Raw genomic sequence first — 17,676 nt, 5'->3', positions numbered from 1 at the left:
TCACGGGTGGCGGATCAGCCACAGGTGGTCGGTGGAGTGAGCGGGGACGCCGGGGCCCGCCGCGGCGCCGGTGCGCAGCACCAGATCGAACGCCTCGGCCCTGATCCTGCGGTCGGTGTAGAGCAGGACGACCACGCCCGCGCTGAACGGCGCGGTGAGGATCTGGCCGATCGCCCCGCCGACGGCGATGAGTACGAGGCCTGCCACCGCGGCGCCCCCGGAATTCGCCGCCGAGGAAAGCAGTCCGCCGCCGAAGCTGAACGGCACGCCGACCGCACCCGCGATGACCGCTGCGGCGAGCGCGGCCAGGAGCCAGATGCCCAACACCCGCCAGAAGTCCTTCTTGACCAGCGTGAACGACCGACGCGCCGCGTCCACGATGCCGAGGCGTTCCAGCACGATCAGCGCGGGCGCGAACAGCAGCGACGTCGCGACGAAGGAGACCAGCGCGACCGCCCCGATGACCAGCGGCGCCCCGACCAGGAACGCCGCGACACCGCCGCCGATCGCGTTGACCGCCACGATGGCCACCACCACGATCGCGATGACGAGGATGACCGCGAGCGTCTCCAGGAGGGTGAAGCCGAGCAGCGCGAGCACCCTGCTCTTCACCCGCTGCCACGCCTCACCGATGGTGATGTCCGCGCCGAACACCGCACGGCCGACGATGACGGTCAACATACCGCTGAGCACCACCGACGCCACCGCGGTGGTGATCGAGCCGGCCAGCGACGATCCGGAAAGCACCGCGATGTCACCGACGCTCGCCGACTCACCCTGCAAAGTGGGATCGATCTCGCCGGTGGCGATCAACGGTCCGAAGATCTGCAGGATCAGCGAGATCACCTGGGCGACGACCACCACGATGGCGGTCAGCCCGAGGGTGGCCTTGGGGTTGCGCCTGATGTAGTTGACCGCACCATTGAAGATGTCCGAAAGTGCCAGCGGCCGTAGCGGGATGACCCCCGGCTTGAGTACGCCACCCCCGTGCTGGAAGCCGGGTTGGAATCCCGGCTGGAATCCCGGTGGCGGGTATCCCGGCGGAGCGTACCCGGGTGGGCCGTAGCCGGGTGGCGGATAACCCGGCGGTGGATAACCGGGTGGGGGATAGCCCTGCGGGTAGCCGGGCGTCGGGTAGCCCGGACCGGGCCAACCGGCGTCGTTGCTCATGGCCACCATCCTGTCGATCACCGCGCCGATCGGCAACGTGCCGCGCAGGGTGGCGGGGGTACGTTCGGTGTCATGGCGGAACTCAAAGCTCGGCTGCGCGCGGACCTCACGGCGGCGATGAAGGCTCAGGACAAACTCCGCACGGCCACCCTGCGGTTACTGCTGGCGGCCATCCAGACCGAAGAGGTCTCCGGTAAGCAGGCCCGCGATCTCAGCGACGACGAGGTGCTCAAAGTCCTCGCGCGCGAATCCCGTAAGCGCGGTGAGGCGGCCGAGGTCTACACCCAGAACGGGCGCGGCGAACTGGCCGCCAACGAACACGCCGAGGCGCGCATCATCGACGAATACCTGCCGACACCGCTGACCGAGGCCGAACTCGCCGACGTCGTCGACACCGCGATGGCCCAGGTCGCCGAGGAACTCGGGGAGCGTCCCTCGATGAAGCAGATGGGCCAGGTGATGAAGGCCGCCACCGCGATCGCCGCGGGCAAGGCCGACGGTGCCCGGCTGTCCGCCGCGGTCAAGGCGCGCCTCTAGAACGGCTGCGGCACAGCCCATCTGGTCGCCGTCGTTTGCACCCCTCCGTCACCGGCTATCCGGACGCCATGACGCGCTTTGGCTACACCCTGATGACCGAGCAGAGCGGACCCAAGGATCTGGTTCGCTACGCCGCCGCGGCGGAGAGCGCGGGTTTCGACTTCGAGGTCTCCAGCGACCACTACTCGCCGTGGCTCGCCGCCCAGGGGCACGCACCCAACGCCTGGACCACCCTGGGCGCCGTCGCCCATGTCACCGAACGGGTCGAACTGTTCACCTACGTGACGTGCCCGACGATGCGGTACCACCCCGCGATCGTCGCCCAGCAGGCCGCGACGCTGCAGATCCTCGCCGACGGCCGCTTCACCCTCGGCCTCGGCACGGGGGAGAACCTCAACGAACACGTCGTCGGCAAGGGCTGGCCGACCATCGCCCGGCGGCAGGACATGCTGCGCGAGGCCATCCAGATCATCCGCGAACTGTTCACCGGCGAGGTGGTGGACTGGCGCGGCGAGTACTTCGAGATCGACTCGGCCCGCCTGTGGGATCTGCCCGAGACGCCCGTCGCGATCGCGGCCGCGGTGTCCGGCGAGCGGTCGGTCGACGCGTTCGCCCAACTGGCCGACCACCTGATCGCCGTCCAACCGGACAAGGAGCTCGTCGACGCATGGCATGACGCGCGCCGCGCCACCGGCCTGCCCGGGCACGTGCGGGTCATCGGTCAGATCCCGATCTGCTGGGACCCCGACAAGGACGCGGCGATCGCCCGCGCCCACGACCAGTTCCGGTGGTTCGCCGGCGGTTGGGCCGTCAACGCCGACCTGCCGACCACGGCCGGGTTCGCCGGTGCGACGCAGTTCGTCCGGCCCGAGGACACCGCCGACTCGATCCCGTGCGGACCCGACCTCGACGAGATCGTGGAATCCGTCAGCGAGTACTGGAAGGCCGGGTTCACCGACATCGCGCTGGTGCAGGTGGGCGACGAGGGCCAGGACCGCTTCCTGGCCGAGGCGGCGGCCCCGCTGCTCGAGAAGTTGCGCAGCGCCGCCGGTTAGACCGATGGTCGTGCGGGTAGTCCGCGCGCTGACGGGAAGGAGGGCCGCCGTGCCCCGTGGAGAAGGCATCTACGACGAGGAACACTCCGAGGAACCCAAGGGCGGCAGGCCCGGACCCAAGGACGAAGGGCGCGAGGGCGGTATGGCGTCCCGCGAGGTCGCCCCGGAGATCACCACATCCGACGACACCGAGGAGTCGCCGGATTAGTCGGCGTCGCGGCCCTCGCGGCTGCGGCGGTAGGCGGCCCGGCGGAAATCGGTCAACCAGCCGGGCGCCAGTGACACCCCCGGGGCGGTGTTGAGCGTCGGATCGAAGGACATGTCGCGGTCCGGGGGGATGACCTCGGACAGCGTCAACCGGGCCAGCGGGCCGAATTCCCCTGTGCCCGCGGCATGATCGATGCTGAACACCAGCTCACCCCGCCCCAGCTGATCGGTGATGGTGTCCAGTGACAGCCCCGGGTTGTCCAGTTTGGTGGTCAGGTGGGCGCGCACCCACCACACCCCGCCCTCGTAGCGCAGCGGCATCAGGCTCGAATAGGTGGTGTTGTCCCACGACAGGGTGGGCAGCAGCAGGAAACGGTTGAGCGCGGTGGTGGCCAGCAGCACGTCCCACGGGCCGGAGTCCTTGGTCATCCGGAACGCCAGCCCCGCGATGTCGGGCACCGATCCCGGCAGCCCGACGGCCTTGGAGACCCGGCCGATGACGTCACCGTCCTCGATCGGCAGACCCTGTCCCGGCGGTGCGACCCGTTCGATGCGACCGCGTGCGAGGACTCCGTCGGGGTGGAACAGCCTGCCCTGGCGTACCGCCGCTCCGACTTCCACCGGCAGGGCGAGGAGATCTGAGACTTTCACGCGGATTCGGGTGCCCGCCATAGCAGCAGCGCAAACGGCATGTGCTGGTTTAACAATCCCGAGACAGGGCATTAGTGATCGAGCAATGCCCCCTGAAGTCGAGAGGCCCCAGTGACCACTGCATATTCCGACGAGCGCGACACCGTTGTCGCCGTCGACGGCGTGTACGCCCCGCAAGAAGATTCGCAGCTGCTGATCGACATCATGGAGAAGACCGGGCTTGCCGTCGATCGCCGCGTCGCCGATCTGTGCACCGGCAGCGGAGTGGTGGCCGTCAACGCCGCCCTGCAGGGCGCCTCGTCGGTGAGTGCCTTCGACATCTGCCCGAAGGCGGTGCGGTGCGCGCGCGGCAATGCCGCATCCGTCGGGGCCGAACTCGACGTCCATCTCGGATCATGGGCGCGCGCAGTCGAATTCGCGCCGTTCGATCTGGTGACCTGCAATCCGCCGTACGTGCCGCACGCACCGGAGGCCGACCGCGAGCCGGTACCGTCGACCGTGGGTCCGGCCCGGGCGTGGGATGCCGGCTACGACGGCCGCATGGTGCTCGACCCGCTCTGCGAGGCCGTGCCGCACCTGCTCGCCGAGGGCGGCAGCCTGCTGCTCGTGCAGTCCGAGTTCGCCGATCCGCGCGCCACCCTGGCCGCTTTGTCGAGCGCCGGCCTCGACGCGGAAGTCATTGCCTGGCAGTGGATTCCGTTCGGGCCAGTGATGAACGCCCGGGCCGAGTGGCTCGAGGAGACCGGCCGCCTGGATCCGGGCAGGCGGGAAGAGGAACTCCTCGTGATCCGCGCGGACAAGCCGTGAGTGAACGGCGCACCGTCCGCGTCGTCAAGAACGGCCCTATCATGGTGGAGGGGCCGGTCCGGATCGAGATGCCCGACGGCAGCGTCGTGGAGTCCGACCGGTTCATGGTCGCGATCTGCGCGTGCAAGCGCAGTAAGACCTATCCGCTGTGCGACACCAGCCACCGTCGGCGCCGCCGTGGCGACGCCGACGCGGCTGCGTCGTCAGGCCAGCGGCCGGCGTAGCGAGCTCTCGCCCGCCGTCCAGCGCTCCATCAGGTGATCGGCCAGCCGGTCCTCGACCAGCGCGTGCGCGCGGATCCCGAACACCACGTCGGCGTCCAGATGCGGCTCACGGGCCACCAGGTCCCCCACCACGTCGGTGCGGACCACCTGCTCGTGCACGGCGTCGGCCTCCACGTGCTCGCGGTAGAACGCCGCGCAGGTGTCCGGTGCGCCCATCCGTTCCAACGCCTCGACCAGCCGCCGCGACCCCGGCGACGAGGTGATCTCGGTGGAGGCGAAATGGCCGACCGCGGCGCCCCGCAGCGAGCGGTGCAGCCCGAACATCGACATCAGGTTCACCGCGGCCAGCGCCTCGGCGGGCACCTCGTTGATGTAGCCCAGGTAGGTGTTGTCCAGGTCCGCGGCCGCCATCAGATCGGCGAACAGCTGCTGGTGCAGCTGCGGGCCGCGGCCGCCCCCGAACTCGTCGAACTCGACCGCGACGAACGACGCCTTGGCCTGGCCGGTGAGCCGGGGGATGGCGAACGCGTGCGGATCGCCCTCTTTGAGGTGGTAGAGCGAGCGGTGCACGAAGTACTCGCGCATCTGCTCCCAGGTGCCCTTGTCGCGCAGGTAGTACGACGGGCCCTCACCGTCGACCGGTTCGACCGCCAGAGCCGCCATCTCGGCGGCCGCGGTGTGCGCGGGATCGATCTCACCGACGTCGCGCCGCACCGCGCCCAGGAAGGTCTGCTCCATCTGACCGCGCAGGTGAAGCAGCCCGGCGTTCCACTCCCAGTGCGGGTCCACGCCGGCGAAGCCGCGGTAGTGGAGCTCGTAGCAGACGTAGAGCGCCAGATGCAGATCGAGTCCGTAGGGGTCGGTGTCGGCGAGCGACGCCTCGATGCGGGACAGGTGGTTGCGGGGGGCACGTTCGGTGAGAGTGTTCACCACGGCCAGCGAAAGCGGGCCACGTGCGTCCGGCAACGTCGGTTCAACCAGGATGGGCGCAAAAGTCACGCCGCTGAACTACCCGCTACTTGGTCTGTCCAATCGCTTCGAAGATCAGAATCGCCAGAGAGCTTCCTGGGTGGTGCTGGCGATCAGCACCCCGTCGTCGTCGTACAACGAACCGACCGCCAGACCGCGCGCGTCGCTGTTGTTGACGCCGTTGACCTCATAGCGATGCCAGCGGTGCGGATCGAACGGCCGGTGGAACCACACCGAGTGGTCCAGCGACGCCGCCATTCCGGCGCCGGGTTCGTCGGGGGCGCCCGCCGGACGCGCGGCGGGCACCGGGCCCAGGTCGGACATGTACACCAGCAGACACGCCCGGACCAGTGGATCCTCCTCGATCGGCTCGAGGGAGCGGATCCAGAACGGCGGGATCGCGAACGGCGACGTATCGGCGGGATCGGTGCGGACGTCGAACCGGTCCACCGCCTCGAGGTCGGGGGACTTGGGCCGCGCGGCGTCGAACGGCAGCGTCGCGGGCCGCTGCGGGTGCCAGTCGGCGCTGTCCTCGGGCCGGTGGAACGAGGTGATCATCTCCAGGATCACCTTGCCCTCCTGGATCGCGGTGACGCGGCGGGTGTCGAACGAGCGGCCGTCGCGGGTGCGCTCGACCTGCAGTTCGACGTCGACCCCGTACTTTCCGCCGCGGACGAAGTAGGCGTGCAACGACTGCGCCCGCTTGTCCGGGTCGACGGTCGCGCCCGCGGCGCCGAGCGCCTGCGCGGCGATCAGCCCACCGAACAGACGGTGCGCCGGACCACTGGTGACCTGCGGTGCGATGAACGTGTCGCCGTCGCGGTCGAACTCGAGCAGACGCGCGATCCAGCTCTGCGGCTCGGAGGTGTCGGGAAGGGCGGTCATCGTTCGACAGCCTATCGACCAACTGGTTGGGAGCAGTTTGCGGGGGCGCACTCGGGGAAGCCGGAGTCGTGATGAACACCCGTCGGCCGTGGACGCGTCTCGGAGTGGTGACGATGGGCGCGCACGTCTTTTACGAACTGGCCGCCGGGGTCGCGATGCCGTTCGCGTCGGTCGCGGGCCCCGCGCCTGCGGCGGCGGTGTGGGCGACCGGCACGGCGTTGTCGTATACCGCCGCCGGTCGGCGGGATCACCGGTCCGACGCGTTCTTCGCGCTGATGAACGGGGTCTTTCTGGCTGCGGTCGCCGCGCATTTCACGTATTGGCCCACCCGCCGGGGCGCCGGCGTGCCCTGGCTGGTCGAGTGCGAGGGAATGCGTGGCTGGGTGGTGGTGCCTTACAACGGGATTCTCTACACCTCGGCGCTCGCCGCGGCGGCCGGTCTGGTCGAGAACGGCAGGGCGGGGCGGCGGGGCGCTGTGGTCCCGGTGGTCCTGGTGCCCGTCCTGCTTCGTGCGCAGCGGATCGAATTCGGCCGCCTCACGGCTCAGGCGCAGCGCGACCCGGGGTGGTGGAACCGACGGCTGACGACGGCATCCGGGCGCGCGCGACCTCCGCGGCGCCGTTCCCGGTGATCAGCCACAGCGTCGCGAGCTGGGCGACGAACTCGTCGAAGGGCAGGCCGACGCGGCCGTCGACGTAGCCGAGGATGGCGTCGGCGGTGCCGCCGACGATGAACGCCGGGGCCACCCTGGCCAGCGGATCGGCGTCGAGTTCGACGCCGTGCACGCGGCGGCCGTTGTCGATCATCACCGTGGTCAGCCGGCGCATGACCGCGGCCCGGTGGTCGTGCAGTTCCGGGGATGCGGCCACGCCGCCCAACAGCACCCGGGCGCGGCGGGGGTCGTCGACCAGGGCGTGCACCGCCGCGGCGACGGCGGCGTACGCCTGCGCCTCCAGTCCGTCGTGTGCGTTCGCGGCGAGAACCGTTGCAGTGCGGACGGTTTCGGCGATGTCGTCGACGACGGCGGCCGACAGCGCGTCGAGGTCGGCGAAGCTCTCGTAGAAGTACCGCTTGTTGAGGCCCGCCGCGGCGCACAGTCCGCCGACGGTCGTGCCGCGCCATTCGTTGCGGGCCATGGCGTCCATCGCGACGTCGAGGAGGCGTGCCCTGCGCTGCCGGCGGCGCGCGTCGGCGGACTGCCCGCCGTAGGCCCGTTCACCCGTTGACACCACCTCCGCATTCTGGCACGGTTCGGTACCAGATGCACCCGACGAGGGGAACGGCGGATGACGGCACTGACCGCGCAGCTCACGGCACCGACGAACACCCACCGCCTGCACGTCGCCGGCGCCGCGCTGACCTCCCGCTTCCCGAGCCGCGAGGAGCCGCTGGCCCCGCCGCCGCCCGGGTCGAACCTCAAACCGGTGCTGGGCAACTACGGGTTCCCGTTCCTCGGCCACACGCTCAGCGCGCTGGCCGAACCGCTCGAGTTCGCGCGTCGCCGGTACGAGATGTACGGCCCGGTCTCATGGGCGGGCGGTGTGGGATTCCGCGTCGTCGCGCTGATGGGGCCCGACGCGCTGGAGACCGCGTGGATCAACCGGGACAAGGTGTTCTCCAGCACCCGTGGCTGGGCGCCCGTCATCGGGCCGTTCTTCCACCGCGGGATCATGCTGCTGGACTTCGAGGAACACCGCGACCACCGCCGGATCATGCAGCAGGCGTTCACCCGCAGCGCGCTCGAGGGCTACCTCGAACTCATGCGGCCCAGCATCGACCGGACCCTCGGCGACTGGTCGGCCGGCGACCGATTCCCGTTCTATCCGTCGATCAAGCACCTGCTGCTCGAACAGGCCGCCGAGGTGTTCGTCGGTACGCACCTGGGGCCGGAGTCCGATCAGCTGTCGGCCGATTTCCGGGATACCGTGCGCGGCGGACAGGCGCTGGTGCGGGCGGAGGTGCCCGGGGGAGTGTGGGCGAGGGGGCTGCGCGCCAGGCGCAGGCTCGAACGGTACTTCGGCGCGCAGATCCCGGACCGGCAGCGTGGTGCGGGCACCGACCTGTTCTCCATGCTGTGCCGCAGCGAGGACGACGACGGCGCTCGGTTCAGCGCGGCCGACATCGTCAACCACATGATCTTCCTGTTGATGGCCGCCCACGACACCACCGCGATCGCGATCTCCATGCTCGTCTACGAGTTGGGCCGAAATCCTCTGTGGCAGAACATGCTCCGGGAGGAGGCGCTCGACAGACCCGTGGACGCGCCCGGCCTCGCCGATCCGGACGCCTATCCGCTGCTCGATGCGGCGTTCAAGGAGATCCTGCGCATGTACGCCCCCGCGGGCACGCTGTTCCGGCAGACGACGCGCGACACCGACATCCTCGGCCATTACGTCCCCGCCAAGACACAGGTCGCGATCAACGTCCACGCGTCGATGCGGTTGGCCGACTGGTGGCCCGACCCCGACACCTTCGACCCGGCGCGCTTCGTCGACGAACCCCAGCGCCAGGCCGCGGTGAGCCGGTACGTGTTCGCGCCGTTCGGCGGCGGTGCGCACAAGTGCATCGGCCAGCAGTTTGCGGACATGACGGTCAAGGCCACCATGCACCAGATGCTGCGGCGCTTCGAGTGGAGTGTGGCCGACGGCTACCGGATTCCACTGACGTGGGGCACCGGACCGACGCCGGCCGACGAACTGCCGATCACACTGCGCGCCCGCACCTGACGCGGCCACGCAAGAGGCCCCGACCGGACGAACCGGATCGGGGCCTCTGACTTGACGCGAGTCGGGGTGGCGGGATTCGAACCCACGACCTCTTCGTCCCGAACGAAGCGCGCTACCAAGCTGCGCCACACCCCGCGTGAAGCTTTGAAAGGGTATCGCACCTGTGCCTCGGAAAGCCAAACGGCCTCCCGACACGAGTCACGCCCCAGCATGGAATGCCGGGGCTTGTCGGTGGCGTTGTCCACAATGACGGCAGAGCGCCGCACAACTGGTGAAACGAGGCAGACATGACCGGGTTGGGAGCTTCCATCTACCTGGGGTTCTTCGCTCTGGCGGCGATCTGGCTCTTCCTGACCGCCGACGGTCCGCTCTCCGGCGGGTCCGACAATCAGCGCCAGGCGCCGGACCGCTCGAAGTCGACGAGGAGTTCCGCCGATTCCGACGGGTCGATGCCCTGGCTGGTCAGCCACTCGTCGCAGAAGTAGGTGTCGCTGTAGCGGTCGCCACTGTCGGCGATCAACGTCACCACCGAACCGCAACGCCCCTGCGCCTTCATCTCCGCGAGCAGTCCGAACGCACCCCACAGGTTCGTCCCGGTCGACGGGCCGACCCGTCGTCCGAGGACCCTGCTCGCGTGCCGGGCCGCCGCCACCGAACCGCCGTCGGGCACCGCGACCATCCGGTCCACCACCCCGGGCAGGAACGACGGCTCCACCCGCGGGCGGCCGATCCCCTCGATCCGTGACGAGGCACCGGTGACGACGGTCGGGTCGTGCTGGGCGTAGGAGGGGTAGAACGCCGACTCCTCCGGGTCCACGACGCACAACTTGGTGGCGTAGCGCCGGTACCGGATGTAGCGGCCGATCGTCGCGCTCGTCCCGCCGGTGCCCGCCCCCACCACGATCCACTCCGGGATCGGATGCTCCTCGGCGGCCATCTGCTGGTAGATCGAATCGGCGATGTTGTTGTTGCCGCGCCAGTCCGTCGCCCGCTCGGCGTTGGTGAACTGGTCGAGGTAGTGCCCGCCGGTCTCCTCCGCAAGGCGCTCGGCCTCCGCGTACACCTGCGACGACTCGTCCACGAAATGGCAACGGCCACCCTGTGATTCGATCAGCGCGATCTTGCTGGGGCTGGTCGAGGCCGTCATCACCGCGATGAACGGCAACCCGAGCAGCGCCGCGAAGTACGCCTCCGACACCGCGGTCGACCCGCTCGAGGCCTCGATGACCGTCGTGTGTTCGTCGATCCAACCGTTGCACAGCCCGTAGAGGAACAGCGAACGCGCCAGCCGGTGCTTGAGGCTGCCGGTGATGTGCGTCGACTCGTCCTTCAGGTACAGCGCGACACCGCAGCCCTCACCCCACGCCGACGGCAGGGGATACCGCAGCAGATGGGTGTCGGCGCTGCGCCGGGCGTCGGCCTCGATCAGACGAACGGCATTGTCGACCCACGCACGGGGTTGACTGTGGGTGGCGATCGAGGACCGCCCGGTCACCGCGCCGAGACGGTCGACGGCGACTGTCCCACCTGGGCGTCGGCGTCACGGCCGCCGGTCGGTGCGGCCACCAACGTCAGCAGCGTCGCCTCCGGACGGCAGCAGAACCGCACCGGCGCGAACGGCGACGTGCCGATCCCCGCCGAGACGTGCAGCGCCATGTCGGCACCCCACTGCGATGCGCCCTTGGCCCGCGACCGGTCCAGTTCGCAGTTGGTGACGAGCGCACCGTAGAACGGCAGGCACAGCTGGCCACCGTGGGTGTGGCCGGCCATCACGAGGTCGTACCCGTCGGCGGCGAAGCGGTCGAGCACGCGCGGCTCGGGGGAGTGGGTGAGCCCCAGCGACAGGTTCGCGGTCGGCGTGGCCGCACCGGCGATGGTGTCGTACCGGTCGCGCTTGAGGTGCGGATCGTCCACCCCGGCCAGCGCGATGCGCAGCCCAGCGACGTCGAGTTCGCGGCGGGTGTGAGTCATGTCGAGCCACCCGCGTTCGGTGAACGCCGCCCGCAGGTCCTGCCAGGGCAGCGGCTGACCGTGGATGCGGTGGGTGGGCTTGGTGACGTAGTTCAGCGGGTTCTTCATCCGCGGCGCGAAGTAGTCGTTGCTGCCGAAGACGAATACGCCGGGCACCGACAGCAGCTCCGAGAGCGACTGGACCACGGCGGGCACCGCCCGCGGGTGCGCGAGGTTGTCGCCGGTGTTGACGACGAGGTCGGGTTCCAGCCGCGCCAGATCCCGCAGCCAGGCCTGCTTACGACGCTGGTTGGGGCGCATGTGCAGATCGCTGAGGTGCAGTACGCGCAGCGGCGTCGACCCGGGCGTGAGCACCGGCATCGTCACCTCACGCAGCGTGAACGCGTTGCGCTCGATGAGGGACGCGTAGCCGACACCCGCGACCAGCGAGCCGGCCGTCACCGCGGCGGTGTTCTTGAGCAGCGTTGGCAGAGCAGCAGCCATGGCTGCAGCCTACTGCCAGATCGCGTCGCTGACCGCCTCCCGCCCGGTCACCTTGGTCACGGCGGCGGCGGAGGAGGCGGCGGACCGAGCACCGGGACAGTGATCGGCGGCAGGCCCGGGATCTCCACGACGGTCTGGCCGATCGGCGGCGGGGGTCCGCCACCCGGCAGATTCGGCAGGTTGAACGTCGGCGGCGGCGGCGCGGGCGCAATGCCGTTGCTCACCTGGATCGTGACGATCGAACCCGGAATGGTCTGGCCGCTGGGATTGGTGCCGACGACCGTCCCGGCCCGCGACGTGCTGTTCACCGAGGCGGTGCCGTCGGCGACCTGGAAGCCGGAGTCCCGCAGGCGCTGGCGGGCCGCGTCCACGGTCAGGCCCGACACGCTCGGCACCTGCGAGCCCGGACCGCCGTCGACGTAGCGGGGATCGGTGGGCGGCAGCGTGACCGGGCCGAAGTTCGTCGCGATCGGCTTCATCGCCGCGAACCACGTCCGCGCCGGCTCGTTACCGCCGAACAGGTTGCCCGACCCGCACTGACGCAGCGGGAACGAGCAGAGCTCACCGGGACTGGGCGAATCGTCGTAGATGTAGTTCGCCGCGGCCAGCTGGTTGGTGAAGCCGAGGAACGCCGAGGACCGGTTGGACTCCGTGGTGCCCGTCTTACCGGACATCGGCAGATCCCAGCCGACGGACCCGGCCGCACCCGCCGCGGTGCCCGCACCCTTGTCGTCCTTGCTCAACGCGTTGGCCAGCGTGTTCGCCAGACCCTCGGGCACGGCCTGCTCACAGGTCTCGGTGGTCACCGACACCTCTTCGCCGTTGCGGTCCACCACCTGGGCGATGGGGTTGGGCGGGCACCACGTGCCGCCGGAGGCCAGCGTGGCCGCGACGTTGGACAGCTCCAGCGCGTTGACCTCGATCGGCCCGAGGGTGAACGAGCCGATGTTCTGCCGCTTCACGAAGTCGGCAAGGCTCTCGTTGCTCTCCGGGTCGTAGTCGCGGGCGGTGCCGGGCAGCGCGTAGGAACGCAACCCCAGGCGGACCGCCATGTCGACCGCACGCGGAACGCCGACCTGCGAGATCAGCTTCGCGAAGGCGGTGTTGGGCGAGGTCGCGAGCGCATCGGTGACGTTCATCGAACCCCGGTAGCCGCCTGCGTTGCTCACACACCACGTCGCGGCAGGGCAGCCCGGGCGGTCACTGCTGCCGAGACCCTTGGCCTGGAACGAACCCGGGACCTGCAGCTGGGTGTTGATGCCCATGCCCATCTCCATGGCCGCGGCCGTGGTGAAGATCTTGAACACCGACCCGGCGCCGTTACCGGCGAGTGTGAACGGCTGCGGCTGCATGGTCTCGTAGTTGTCGAGGTTGAGGCCGTAGGCACGGTTGGAGGCCATCGCCAGCACCGGATGCGAACCCTTACCGGGCCGGATCACGCTCATCACGCTGGCCACACCGGGTGTGGTCGGATCGGCGAACTGGTCGACCGCGGACTTGACGGAGGCCTGCACATCGGGTTCGAGCGTGGTCTTGATCAGGTAACCGCCCTTGGCCACCTGCTCCTTGCTGATGCCGGCGCGGGCCAGGTACTCCAACGCGTAATCGCAGAAGAATGCGCGGTCACCGGCGGCGATGCAGCCGCGCGGCAGTTCGTTGGGCACCGGCAGGACGCCCAGCGGCTCGTTCTTGGCCGCGCGAAGCGCCTCGGCTTCGTTGGGCAAGTTCTCGATCATCGTGTCGAGCACGAGGTTGCGGCGGGCCAGCGCGCCGTCGGGGTTGGTGTAGGGGTTCAGTGTGCTGGTCGACTGCACCAGACCGGCCAGCAGCGCGGACTGCTGCCAGTTGAGCTCCGAGGCGTTCACCCCGAAGTACGTCTGGGCGGCGTCCTGGATGCCGAACGCACCGTTGCCGAACGACACGAGGTTGAGATACCGGGTGAGGATCTCGGGTTTGGTGAACGTCTTGTCCAGCGTCAGCGCCATCCGGATCTCGCGCAGCTTGCGCGCCGGGGTGGTCTCGATGGCGGCCCGCTTCTCGGCGTCGGTCTGGGCCACCACCAGCAACTGATAGTTCTTGACGTACTGCTGCTCGAGCGTCGACCCGCCGCGGGTGTCGGCATCGCCGCGCAGATACCCGGCCAGGCCGGTGAGCGTGCCCTGCCAGTCGACGCCGTTGTGTTCGGCAAACCGCTTGTCCTCGATGGAGACGATCGCCAGCTTCATCGTGTTGGCGATCTGCTCGCTGGGGACCTCGAAACGTCGCTGGGAGTACAGCCACGCGATCGTGTTGCCCTTGGCATCGACCATCGTCGACACCTGCGGGATCTCGCCCTCGACGAGGGCGGCCGAACCGTTGGCGACGACGTCGGAGGCTCGGTTGGACATCAGCCCGATACCGCCGACCACGGGGAACATGAATGCGGCCGTCAGCACGCTGGCCAGCAAGCAGCACCACGCGAGCTTGACGACCGTGACGGCTGTTGGCGGGCGCTCCGGCATGTGTACAGAGTAACGACGCCGCCCGACGGGATCGCCGGAGCAGCACGATTGGACCGGTTTGCGGTCTTTTCACCGGCCCGTGCGGAACAGGTGATCTTCAAGAAGTTGGCCAGACGGCACGGTCGTCCCAAAAAAGGGGACCACAAACAGTTGCGTAAATGCGTCCTGACCACCTAGCTTGGACACACAGTGCGATCCAGGACACACTTTCTGGCGCAATGTGGCGCAGGTCGCAGCAGCAATCTGCGCCGAGGGGCTCGCCGTCGTTGCGGCGGCAGGAACGAAGGGATCGCTGGTGTCAAGTATCCGGCCCGCGGTGCGCACTACCACCTCAACCGTCCCCACCTCGACCCCCGTTCACGGTGCAGAGGCCGAAGCACGGATCGCCTGGGTGTCCCAGGCCCGTTGCCGACAGGCCGACCCGGACGAATTGTTCGTCCGCGGCGCCGCGCAGCGTAAGGCCGCCGTCATCTGTCGCCACTGCCCCGTCATCCTCGAATGCGGTGCGGACGCGCTCGACAACCGGGTGGAGTTCGGCGTGTGGGGTGGGATGACCGAACGTCAGCGTCGGGCGTTGCTCAAGCAACACCCCGAAGTCGTTTCCTGGGCCGAGTTCTTCTCCGCGCAGCGCAAACACCGCAGCGCGGTCTGAGTCTCCTCTTTCCGGCCTGCGCCGTCAGGCGGCGTCGGCCGTTCCCGTGATCTGATCGGCGATCACGCGCAACGCGTCGAGGTCTGAGACGTCGAACGGCAGCGAAGGAACGCCGACGATCGCCACATGCGGGTTGGCCCCCGTGAACCGGGAGAGCAACCGCACCTCACGCTTGGCCGTCTGCGTCCGGTCGGCGTGGATCCGCAGCGCCGCGGCCGTCAACGACTCCGGGTCCTGGTCCGCGAGCGCCGACGAGACCTCGGTCGCCTTCTCCGCCTGCAGCGCGCACAGCGTCGGGTGCGTACGGTTCAAGATCAAGCCCGCCAACGGCATCCGCTCCGAGGACAGTCGGTCGACGAAGAACGCCGCCTCGCGCAGTGCATCCGGTTCGGCCGCCGACACCACGACGAACTGGGTGCCGCGCCGCTTGAGCAGATCGTAGGTGCGGTCGGCCTTCTCCCGGAATCCGCCGAACGTCGCGTCCAGTGACTGCACGAAACCGGCTGCGTCCGAGAGCATTTGAGAGCCGAGGATGGTGGACATCGCCTTCATCGCCAGCCCCACCGCGCCGGTGACCAGCTTGCCGATGCCGCGGCCGGGCGCCAGCAGCATCCGCCACAACCGGCTGTCCATGAAACTGCCGAGCCGTTTCGGCGCGTCGAGGAAGTCCAGTGCGTTGCGCGACGGCGGCGTGTCCACCACGATCAGATCCCACTTGTCTTGGGCGAGAAGCTGTCCCAGCTTCTCCATCGCCATGTACTCCTGCGTGCCCGCCAACGACGTGGCCACCGTTTGGTAGAACTGGTTGTCCAGGATGGCATCGGCCCGGTCGGGGCCCGAGTACTGGATCACCATCTCGTCGAACGTGCGACGCATGTCGAGCATCATCGCGTGCAGTTCACCGGTCACCTCGGGTGCCAGCGGCACCCGCTGCGGGGTGTTGCCCAGATCCTTGATCCCCAGCGCCTGCGCGAGGCGTTTGGCCGGGTCGATGGTCAGCACCACCACGGTGCGGCCGTATTCGGCGGCCCGCAGTGCCATCGCCGCGGCGGTGGTCGTCTTGCCGACGCCGCCGGCGCCGCAGCAGACCACCACGCGGTTGGAGGTGTCGCGCAGGATCTCGCCCATGTCCAGGGCGGGTGGCGTCGTACTCATCTGACTCCTTGGTGGGCAAGCACTTCCGCGAGTTCGTACAGGCTGCCCAGGTCGACCCCCTCGGGCAGGGCGGGCAGTTCCAGCCGGGGCACGTCGAGCTGCTCGAGTTGTTCGGCGGTCTCGGCGCGGGCGGTGATCCGGGTGGCGTGCTGGATGGTCTCGGTGAGCAGACCGGCGAAGTCGGCGTCGGACAACTCGACGCCGGCCGCCTTGAGGTCCGCGCGCATCGCGTCGGCGTCGATGTCCGCCTCGGCCGCCTTGGCCAGATCGCTGGGCGACAGGTAGGCGGGGATGTTGCGGTTGACGATGACGCTGCCGATGGGCAGGCCCAGTTCGCGCAGCTCGTCGATGGCCTCCAGCGTCTCCTGCATCGGCAGCGCCTCGAGCAGGGTGACCAGGTGGATCGCGGTGATGTCGGAGTGCAGCACCTTGACCACGCTCTCGGCCTGCGAGTGCACCGGACCGCCCTTGGCGAGGTCCGACACCGCCTTGGTGACGTCGAGGAACCGCGCGATGCGGCCGGTCGGCGGCGAGTCCACCACCACCGCGTCGTAGACCGGCTGCTTGCCCTTCTCGGCGCGGGTGACGACCTCGCGGATCTTGCCGGTGAGCAGCACGTCGCGCAGGCCAGGGGCGATCGTCGTCGCGAACTCCACGGCGCCGATGCGGCGCATCGCCCGGCCGGCCAGCCCGAGGTTGTAGAACATGTCGAGGTACTCGAGGAACGCCGCCTCGGTGTCCACGGCCAGCGCGTTGACCTGGCCGCCGCCGTCGGCGGTCGCGATCTTCACCTCTTTGTAGGGCAGCGGTGGCACATCGAAGAGCTGGGCGATGCCCTGACGGCCCTCGACCTCGACGAGCAGCACCTTGCGGCCGCCTGCGGCGAGCGCCAGGGCCAGCGCCGCGGCGATCGTCGACTTGCCCGTTCCGCCCTTCCCGGTGACGAAATGCAGTTTCGCCTTGGTCAGACGCGAGGGCCAGCCGACGGCTCTACCGCCATTGGTAGTTGTTGCCACCACTGCATGCTAGCTGTGAGCCCATCGAGGACCGATAAGCTCAGCCCCATGAGCGAACCGACCCAGTGGGAATACGCCACCGTGCCGTTGCTGACGCACGCCACCAAACAGATCCTCGATCAGTGGGGCGCCGACGGCTGGGAGCTGGTCGCGGTGCTGCCCGGCCCGACCGGTGAGCAGCACGTCGCCTACCTGAAGCGGCCGAAGTGAGCGCCTGGTCGGAACGCCTCGCGGAGCTCGGGATCGAGCTGCCCGAGGTGGTGGCGCCGCTGGCGGCGTACGTCCCCGCGGTGCGGACCGGAAATCTGGTCTACACCTCCGGTCAGCTGCCGATCGTCGCCGGTGAGCTGACCGGGACCGGCAAGGTCGGCGCCGACGTCACTCCCGAGGACGCCAAAGCGCTGGCGCGGGTGTGCGGGCTCAACGCGCTGGCCGCCGTGCACGCACTGGTGGGCATCGACGCGGTCACGCGAGTGGTCAAGGTCGTCGGCTTCGTTGCCTCGGCGCCCGGCTTCGACGGCCAGCCCGGCGTCATCAACGGCGCCTCGGAACTGTTCGGGGAGATCTTCGGCGACGCCGGTGCGCACGCCCGCTCGGCGGTCGGAGTGTCGGAGTTGCCGCGCAACACCGCCGTGGAAGTGGAAATCATCGTCGAGGTCGCGTAGT

General features: G+C 69.3%; 20 protein-coding genes and 1 tRNA gene. 10 read left to right on the top strand and 11 right to left on the bottom strand.

What is annotated here, in order from left to right:
- Window positions 1–1,179: a hypothetical protein gene (locus AU194_RS09790; RefSeq protein WP_059089085.1), complete on the bottom strand. Its 1,179-nt coding sequence runs from the start codon at window positions 1,177–1,179 to the stop codon at window positions 1–3.
- 63 nt (window positions 1,180–1,242) lie between these two features.
- Between AU194_RS09790 and AU194_RS09785 the strand changes: the two genes are divergently transcribed.
- The 3 genes from AU194_RS09785 to AU194_RS32190 all read left to right on the top strand — a co-directional run bounded on the left by AU194_RS09785 (window position 1,243) and on the right by AU194_RS32190 (window position 2,970).
- The gene (locus AU194_RS09785) at window positions 1,243–1,707 is read left to right on the top strand and encodes a GatB/YqeY domain-containing protein (RefSeq protein ID WP_059089007.1); all 465 of its coding nucleotides are present in this window, start codon (window positions 1,243–1,245) and stop codon (window positions 1,705–1,707) included.
- A gap of 68 nt (window positions 1,708–1,775) precedes the next feature.
- Complete coding sequence (locus AU194_RS09780) at window positions 1,776–2,762, top strand: LLM class F420-dependent oxidoreductase (protein WP_059089006.1); 987 nt, start codon at window positions 1,776–1,778, stop codon at window positions 2,760–2,762.
- Window positions 2,763–2,811: 49 nt separating this feature from the next.
- Window positions 2,812–2,970 carry a hypothetical protein gene (locus tag AU194_RS32190; RefSeq protein WP_197417567.1) on the top strand — a complete coding sequence of 53 codons (159 nt, stop codon included), beginning with the start codon at window positions 2,812–2,814 and terminating at the stop codon, window positions 2,968–2,970.
- Here the strand turns inward: AU194_RS32190 and AU194_RS09775 are convergent.
- Window positions 2,967–3,692, bottom strand: a complete 726-nt coding sequence (locus AU194_RS09775; RefSeq protein WP_082698557.1) for a phosphodiesterase — start codon at window positions 3,690–3,692, stop codon at window positions 2,967–2,969. The two genes, AU194_RS32190 and AU194_RS09775, sit on opposite strands and share 4 nt — an antisense overlap.
- A gap of 39 nt (window positions 3,693–3,731) precedes the next feature.
- On the opposite strand from AU194_RS09775, the gene AU194_RS09770 reads away from it, so the two are divergent.
- Both AU194_RS09770 and AU194_RS09765 read left to right on the top strand, forming a co-directional pair.
- The gene (locus AU194_RS09770; protein ID WP_059089004.1) at window positions 3,732–4,427 is read left to right on the top strand and encodes a HemK2/MTQ2 family protein methyltransferase; all 696 of its coding nucleotides are present in this window, start codon (window positions 3,732–3,734) and stop codon (window positions 4,425–4,427) included.
- A complete protein-coding gene (locus AU194_RS09765; RefSeq protein ID WP_059089003.1) occupies window positions 4,424–4,651 on the top strand; it encodes a CDGSH iron-sulfur domain-containing protein in 228 nt (75 codons plus the stop codon). Before AU194_RS09770 ends, AU194_RS09765 begins: the two co-directional genes overlap by 4 nt.
- Here the strand turns inward: AU194_RS09765 and AU194_RS09760 are convergent.
- Together AU194_RS09760 and AU194_RS09755 are read right to left on the bottom strand one after the other, a co-directional pair.
- Window positions 4,631–5,650, bottom strand: coding sequence for an iron-containing redox enzyme family protein (locus tag AU194_RS09760; protein WP_059089002.1), 1,020 nt, complete (start codon window positions 5,648–5,650; stop codon window positions 4,631–4,633). The genes AU194_RS09765 and AU194_RS09760 overlap by 21 nt on opposite strands.
- A gap of 45 nt (window positions 5,651–5,695) precedes the next feature.
- On the bottom strand, window positions 5,696–6,505 hold the full coding sequence (locus tag AU194_RS09755) for an acyl-CoA thioesterase II (protein ID WP_059089001.1): 810 nt from the start codon (window positions 6,503–6,505) through the stop codon (window positions 5,696–5,698).
- Between the two features lie 71 nt (window positions 6,506–6,576).
- Between AU194_RS09755 and AU194_RS31725 the strand changes: the two genes are divergently transcribed.
- Window positions 6,577–7,137 (top strand): hypothetical protein, encoded by a 561-nt coding sequence (locus AU194_RS31725; protein ID WP_157575968.1) that lies wholly within the window; start codon window positions 6,577–6,579, stop codon window positions 7,135–7,137.
- Here the strand turns inward: AU194_RS31725 and AU194_RS32185 are convergent.
- The gene (locus AU194_RS32185) at window positions 7,043–7,738 is read right to left on the bottom strand and encodes a TetR/AcrR family transcriptional regulator (RefSeq protein WP_369804066.1); all 696 of its coding nucleotides are present in this window, start codon (window positions 7,736–7,738) and stop codon (window positions 7,043–7,045) included. The two genes, AU194_RS31725 and AU194_RS32185, sit on opposite strands and share 95 nt — an antisense overlap.
- A gap of 54 nt (window positions 7,739–7,792) precedes the next feature.
- Here AU194_RS32185 and AU194_RS09745 point away from each other — a divergent pair, with 54 nt between their 5' ends.
- Window positions 7,793–9,232: a cytochrome P450 gene (locus AU194_RS09745; protein WP_059089000.1), complete on the top strand. Its 1,440-nt coding sequence runs from the start codon at window positions 7,793–7,795 to the stop codon at window positions 9,230–9,232.
- A 61-nt stretch (window positions 9,233–9,293) separates the two neighbouring features.
- On the opposite strand, the gene AU194_RS09740 is transcribed toward AU194_RS09745, so the two are convergent.
- From AU194_RS09740 to ponA2, 4 genes are all read right to left on the bottom strand, one after another.
- A tRNA-Pro gene (locus tag AU194_RS09740) sits at window positions 9,294–9,367 on the bottom strand.
- Window positions 9,368–9,620: 253 nt separating this feature from the next.
- The gene (locus tag AU194_RS09735; protein ID WP_059088999.1) at window positions 9,621–10,727 is read right to left on the bottom strand and encodes a PLP-dependent cysteine synthase family protein; all 1,107 of its coding nucleotides are present in this window, start codon (window positions 10,725–10,727) and stop codon (window positions 9,621–9,623) included.
- Complete coding sequence (locus tag AU194_RS09730) at window positions 10,724–11,686, bottom strand: metallophosphoesterase (RefSeq protein ID WP_059088998.1); 963 nt, start codon at window positions 11,684–11,686, stop codon at window positions 10,724–10,726. Before AU194_RS09730 ends, AU194_RS09735 begins: the two co-directional genes overlap by 4 nt.
- 56 nt (window positions 11,687–11,742) lie before the next feature.
- Window positions 11,743–14,187: a transglycosylase/D,D-transpeptidase PonA2 gene (gene ponA2 / locus AU194_RS09725; RefSeq protein WP_059088997.1), complete on the bottom strand. Its 2,445-nt coding sequence runs from the start codon at window positions 14,185–14,187 to the stop codon at window positions 11,743–11,745.
- A 295-nt stretch (window positions 14,188–14,482) separates the two neighbouring features.
- On the opposite strand from ponA2, the gene AU194_RS09720 reads away from it, so the two are divergent.
- On the top strand, window positions 14,483–14,839 hold the full coding sequence (locus AU194_RS09720) for a WhiB family transcriptional regulator (protein WP_059089083.1): 357 nt from the start codon (window positions 14,483–14,485) through the stop codon (window positions 14,837–14,839).
- A gap of 24 nt (window positions 14,840–14,863) precedes the next feature.
- On the opposite strand, the gene AU194_RS09715 is transcribed toward AU194_RS09720, so the two are convergent.
- Complete coding sequence (locus AU194_RS09715) at window positions 14,864–15,994, bottom strand: ArsA family ATPase (RefSeq protein WP_059088996.1); 1,131 nt, start codon at window positions 15,992–15,994, stop codon at window positions 14,864–14,866.
- Window positions 15,991–17,013 (bottom strand): ArsA-related P-loop ATPase, encoded by a 1,023-nt coding sequence (locus tag AU194_RS09710; protein ID WP_197417566.1) that lies wholly within the window; start codon window positions 17,011–17,013, stop codon window positions 15,991–15,993. Before AU194_RS09710 ends, AU194_RS09715 begins: the two co-directional genes overlap by 4 nt.
- A gap of 45 nt (window positions 17,014–17,058) precedes the next feature.
- Between AU194_RS09710 and AU194_RS31720 the strand changes: the two genes are divergently transcribed.
- Entirely contained in the window at window positions 17,059–17,220 is a 162-nt protein-coding gene (locus AU194_RS31720) for a DUF4177 domain-containing protein (protein WP_157531067.1), read from the top strand.
- Window positions 17,217–17,675, top strand: a complete 459-nt coding sequence (locus tag AU194_RS09705) for a RidA family protein (RefSeq protein WP_059088995.1) — start codon at window positions 17,217–17,219, stop codon at window positions 17,673–17,675. Before AU194_RS31720 ends, AU194_RS09705 begins: the two co-directional genes overlap by 4 nt.
- The last annotated feature ends 1 nt before the right edge of the window (window position 17,676 follow it).

The sequence above is a fragment of the Mycobacterium sp. GA-2829 genome (assembly GCF_001499965.1).
Lineage (GTDB): Bacteria > Actinomycetota > Actinomycetes > Mycobacteriales > Mycobacteriaceae > Mycobacterium.
Note: the sequence above shows the minus strand (reverse complement) of the source record. Positions and strands in the feature narration are given on the sequence as shown.

Excerpts from the sequence above, each read along its gene's own strand:
- AU194_RS09790 (WP_059089085.1), bottom strand. The coding sequence starts at position 1,179 with ATGGTGGCCATGAGCAACGACGCCGGTTGGCCCGGTCCGGGCTACCCG.
- AU194_RS31720 (WP_157531067.1), top strand. The coding sequence starts at position 17,059 with ATGAGCGAACCGACCCAGTGGGAATACGCCACCGTGCCGTTGCTGACG.
- ponA2 (WP_059088997.1), bottom strand. The coding sequence starts at position 14,187 with ATGCCGGAGCGCCCGCCAACAGCCGTCACGGTCGTCAAGCTCGCGTGG.
- AU194_RS09755 (WP_059089001.1), bottom strand. The coding sequence starts at position 6,505 with ATGACCGCCCTTCCCGACACCTCCGAGCCGCAGAGCTGGATCGCGCGT.
- AU194_RS09745 (WP_059089000.1), top strand. The coding sequence starts at position 7,793 with ATGACGGCACTGACCGCGCAGCTCACGGCACCGACGAACACCCACCGC.
- AU194_RS09730 (WP_059088998.1), bottom strand. The coding sequence starts at position 11,686 with ATGGCTGCTGCTCTGCCAACGCTGCTCAAGAACACCGCCGCGGTGACG.
- AU194_RS09785 (WP_059089007.1), top strand. The coding sequence starts at position 1,243 with ATGGCGGAACTCAAAGCTCGGCTGCGCGCGGACCTCACGGCGGCGATG.
- AU194_RS09780 (WP_059089006.1), top strand. The coding sequence starts at position 1,776 with ATGACGCGCTTTGGCTACACCCTGATGACCGAGCAGAGCGGACCCAAG.
- AU194_RS31725 (WP_157575968.1), top strand. The coding sequence starts at position 6,577 with ATGAACACCCGTCGGCCGTGGACGCGTCTCGGAGTGGTGACGATGGGC.
- AU194_RS09775 (WP_082698557.1), bottom strand. The coding sequence starts at position 3,692 with ATGCCCTGTCTCGGGATTGTTAAACCAGCACATGCCGTTTGCGCTGCT.
- AU194_RS09715 (WP_059088996.1), bottom strand. The coding sequence starts at position 15,994 with ATGAGTACGACGCCACCCGCCCTGGACATGGGCGAGATCCTGCGCGAC.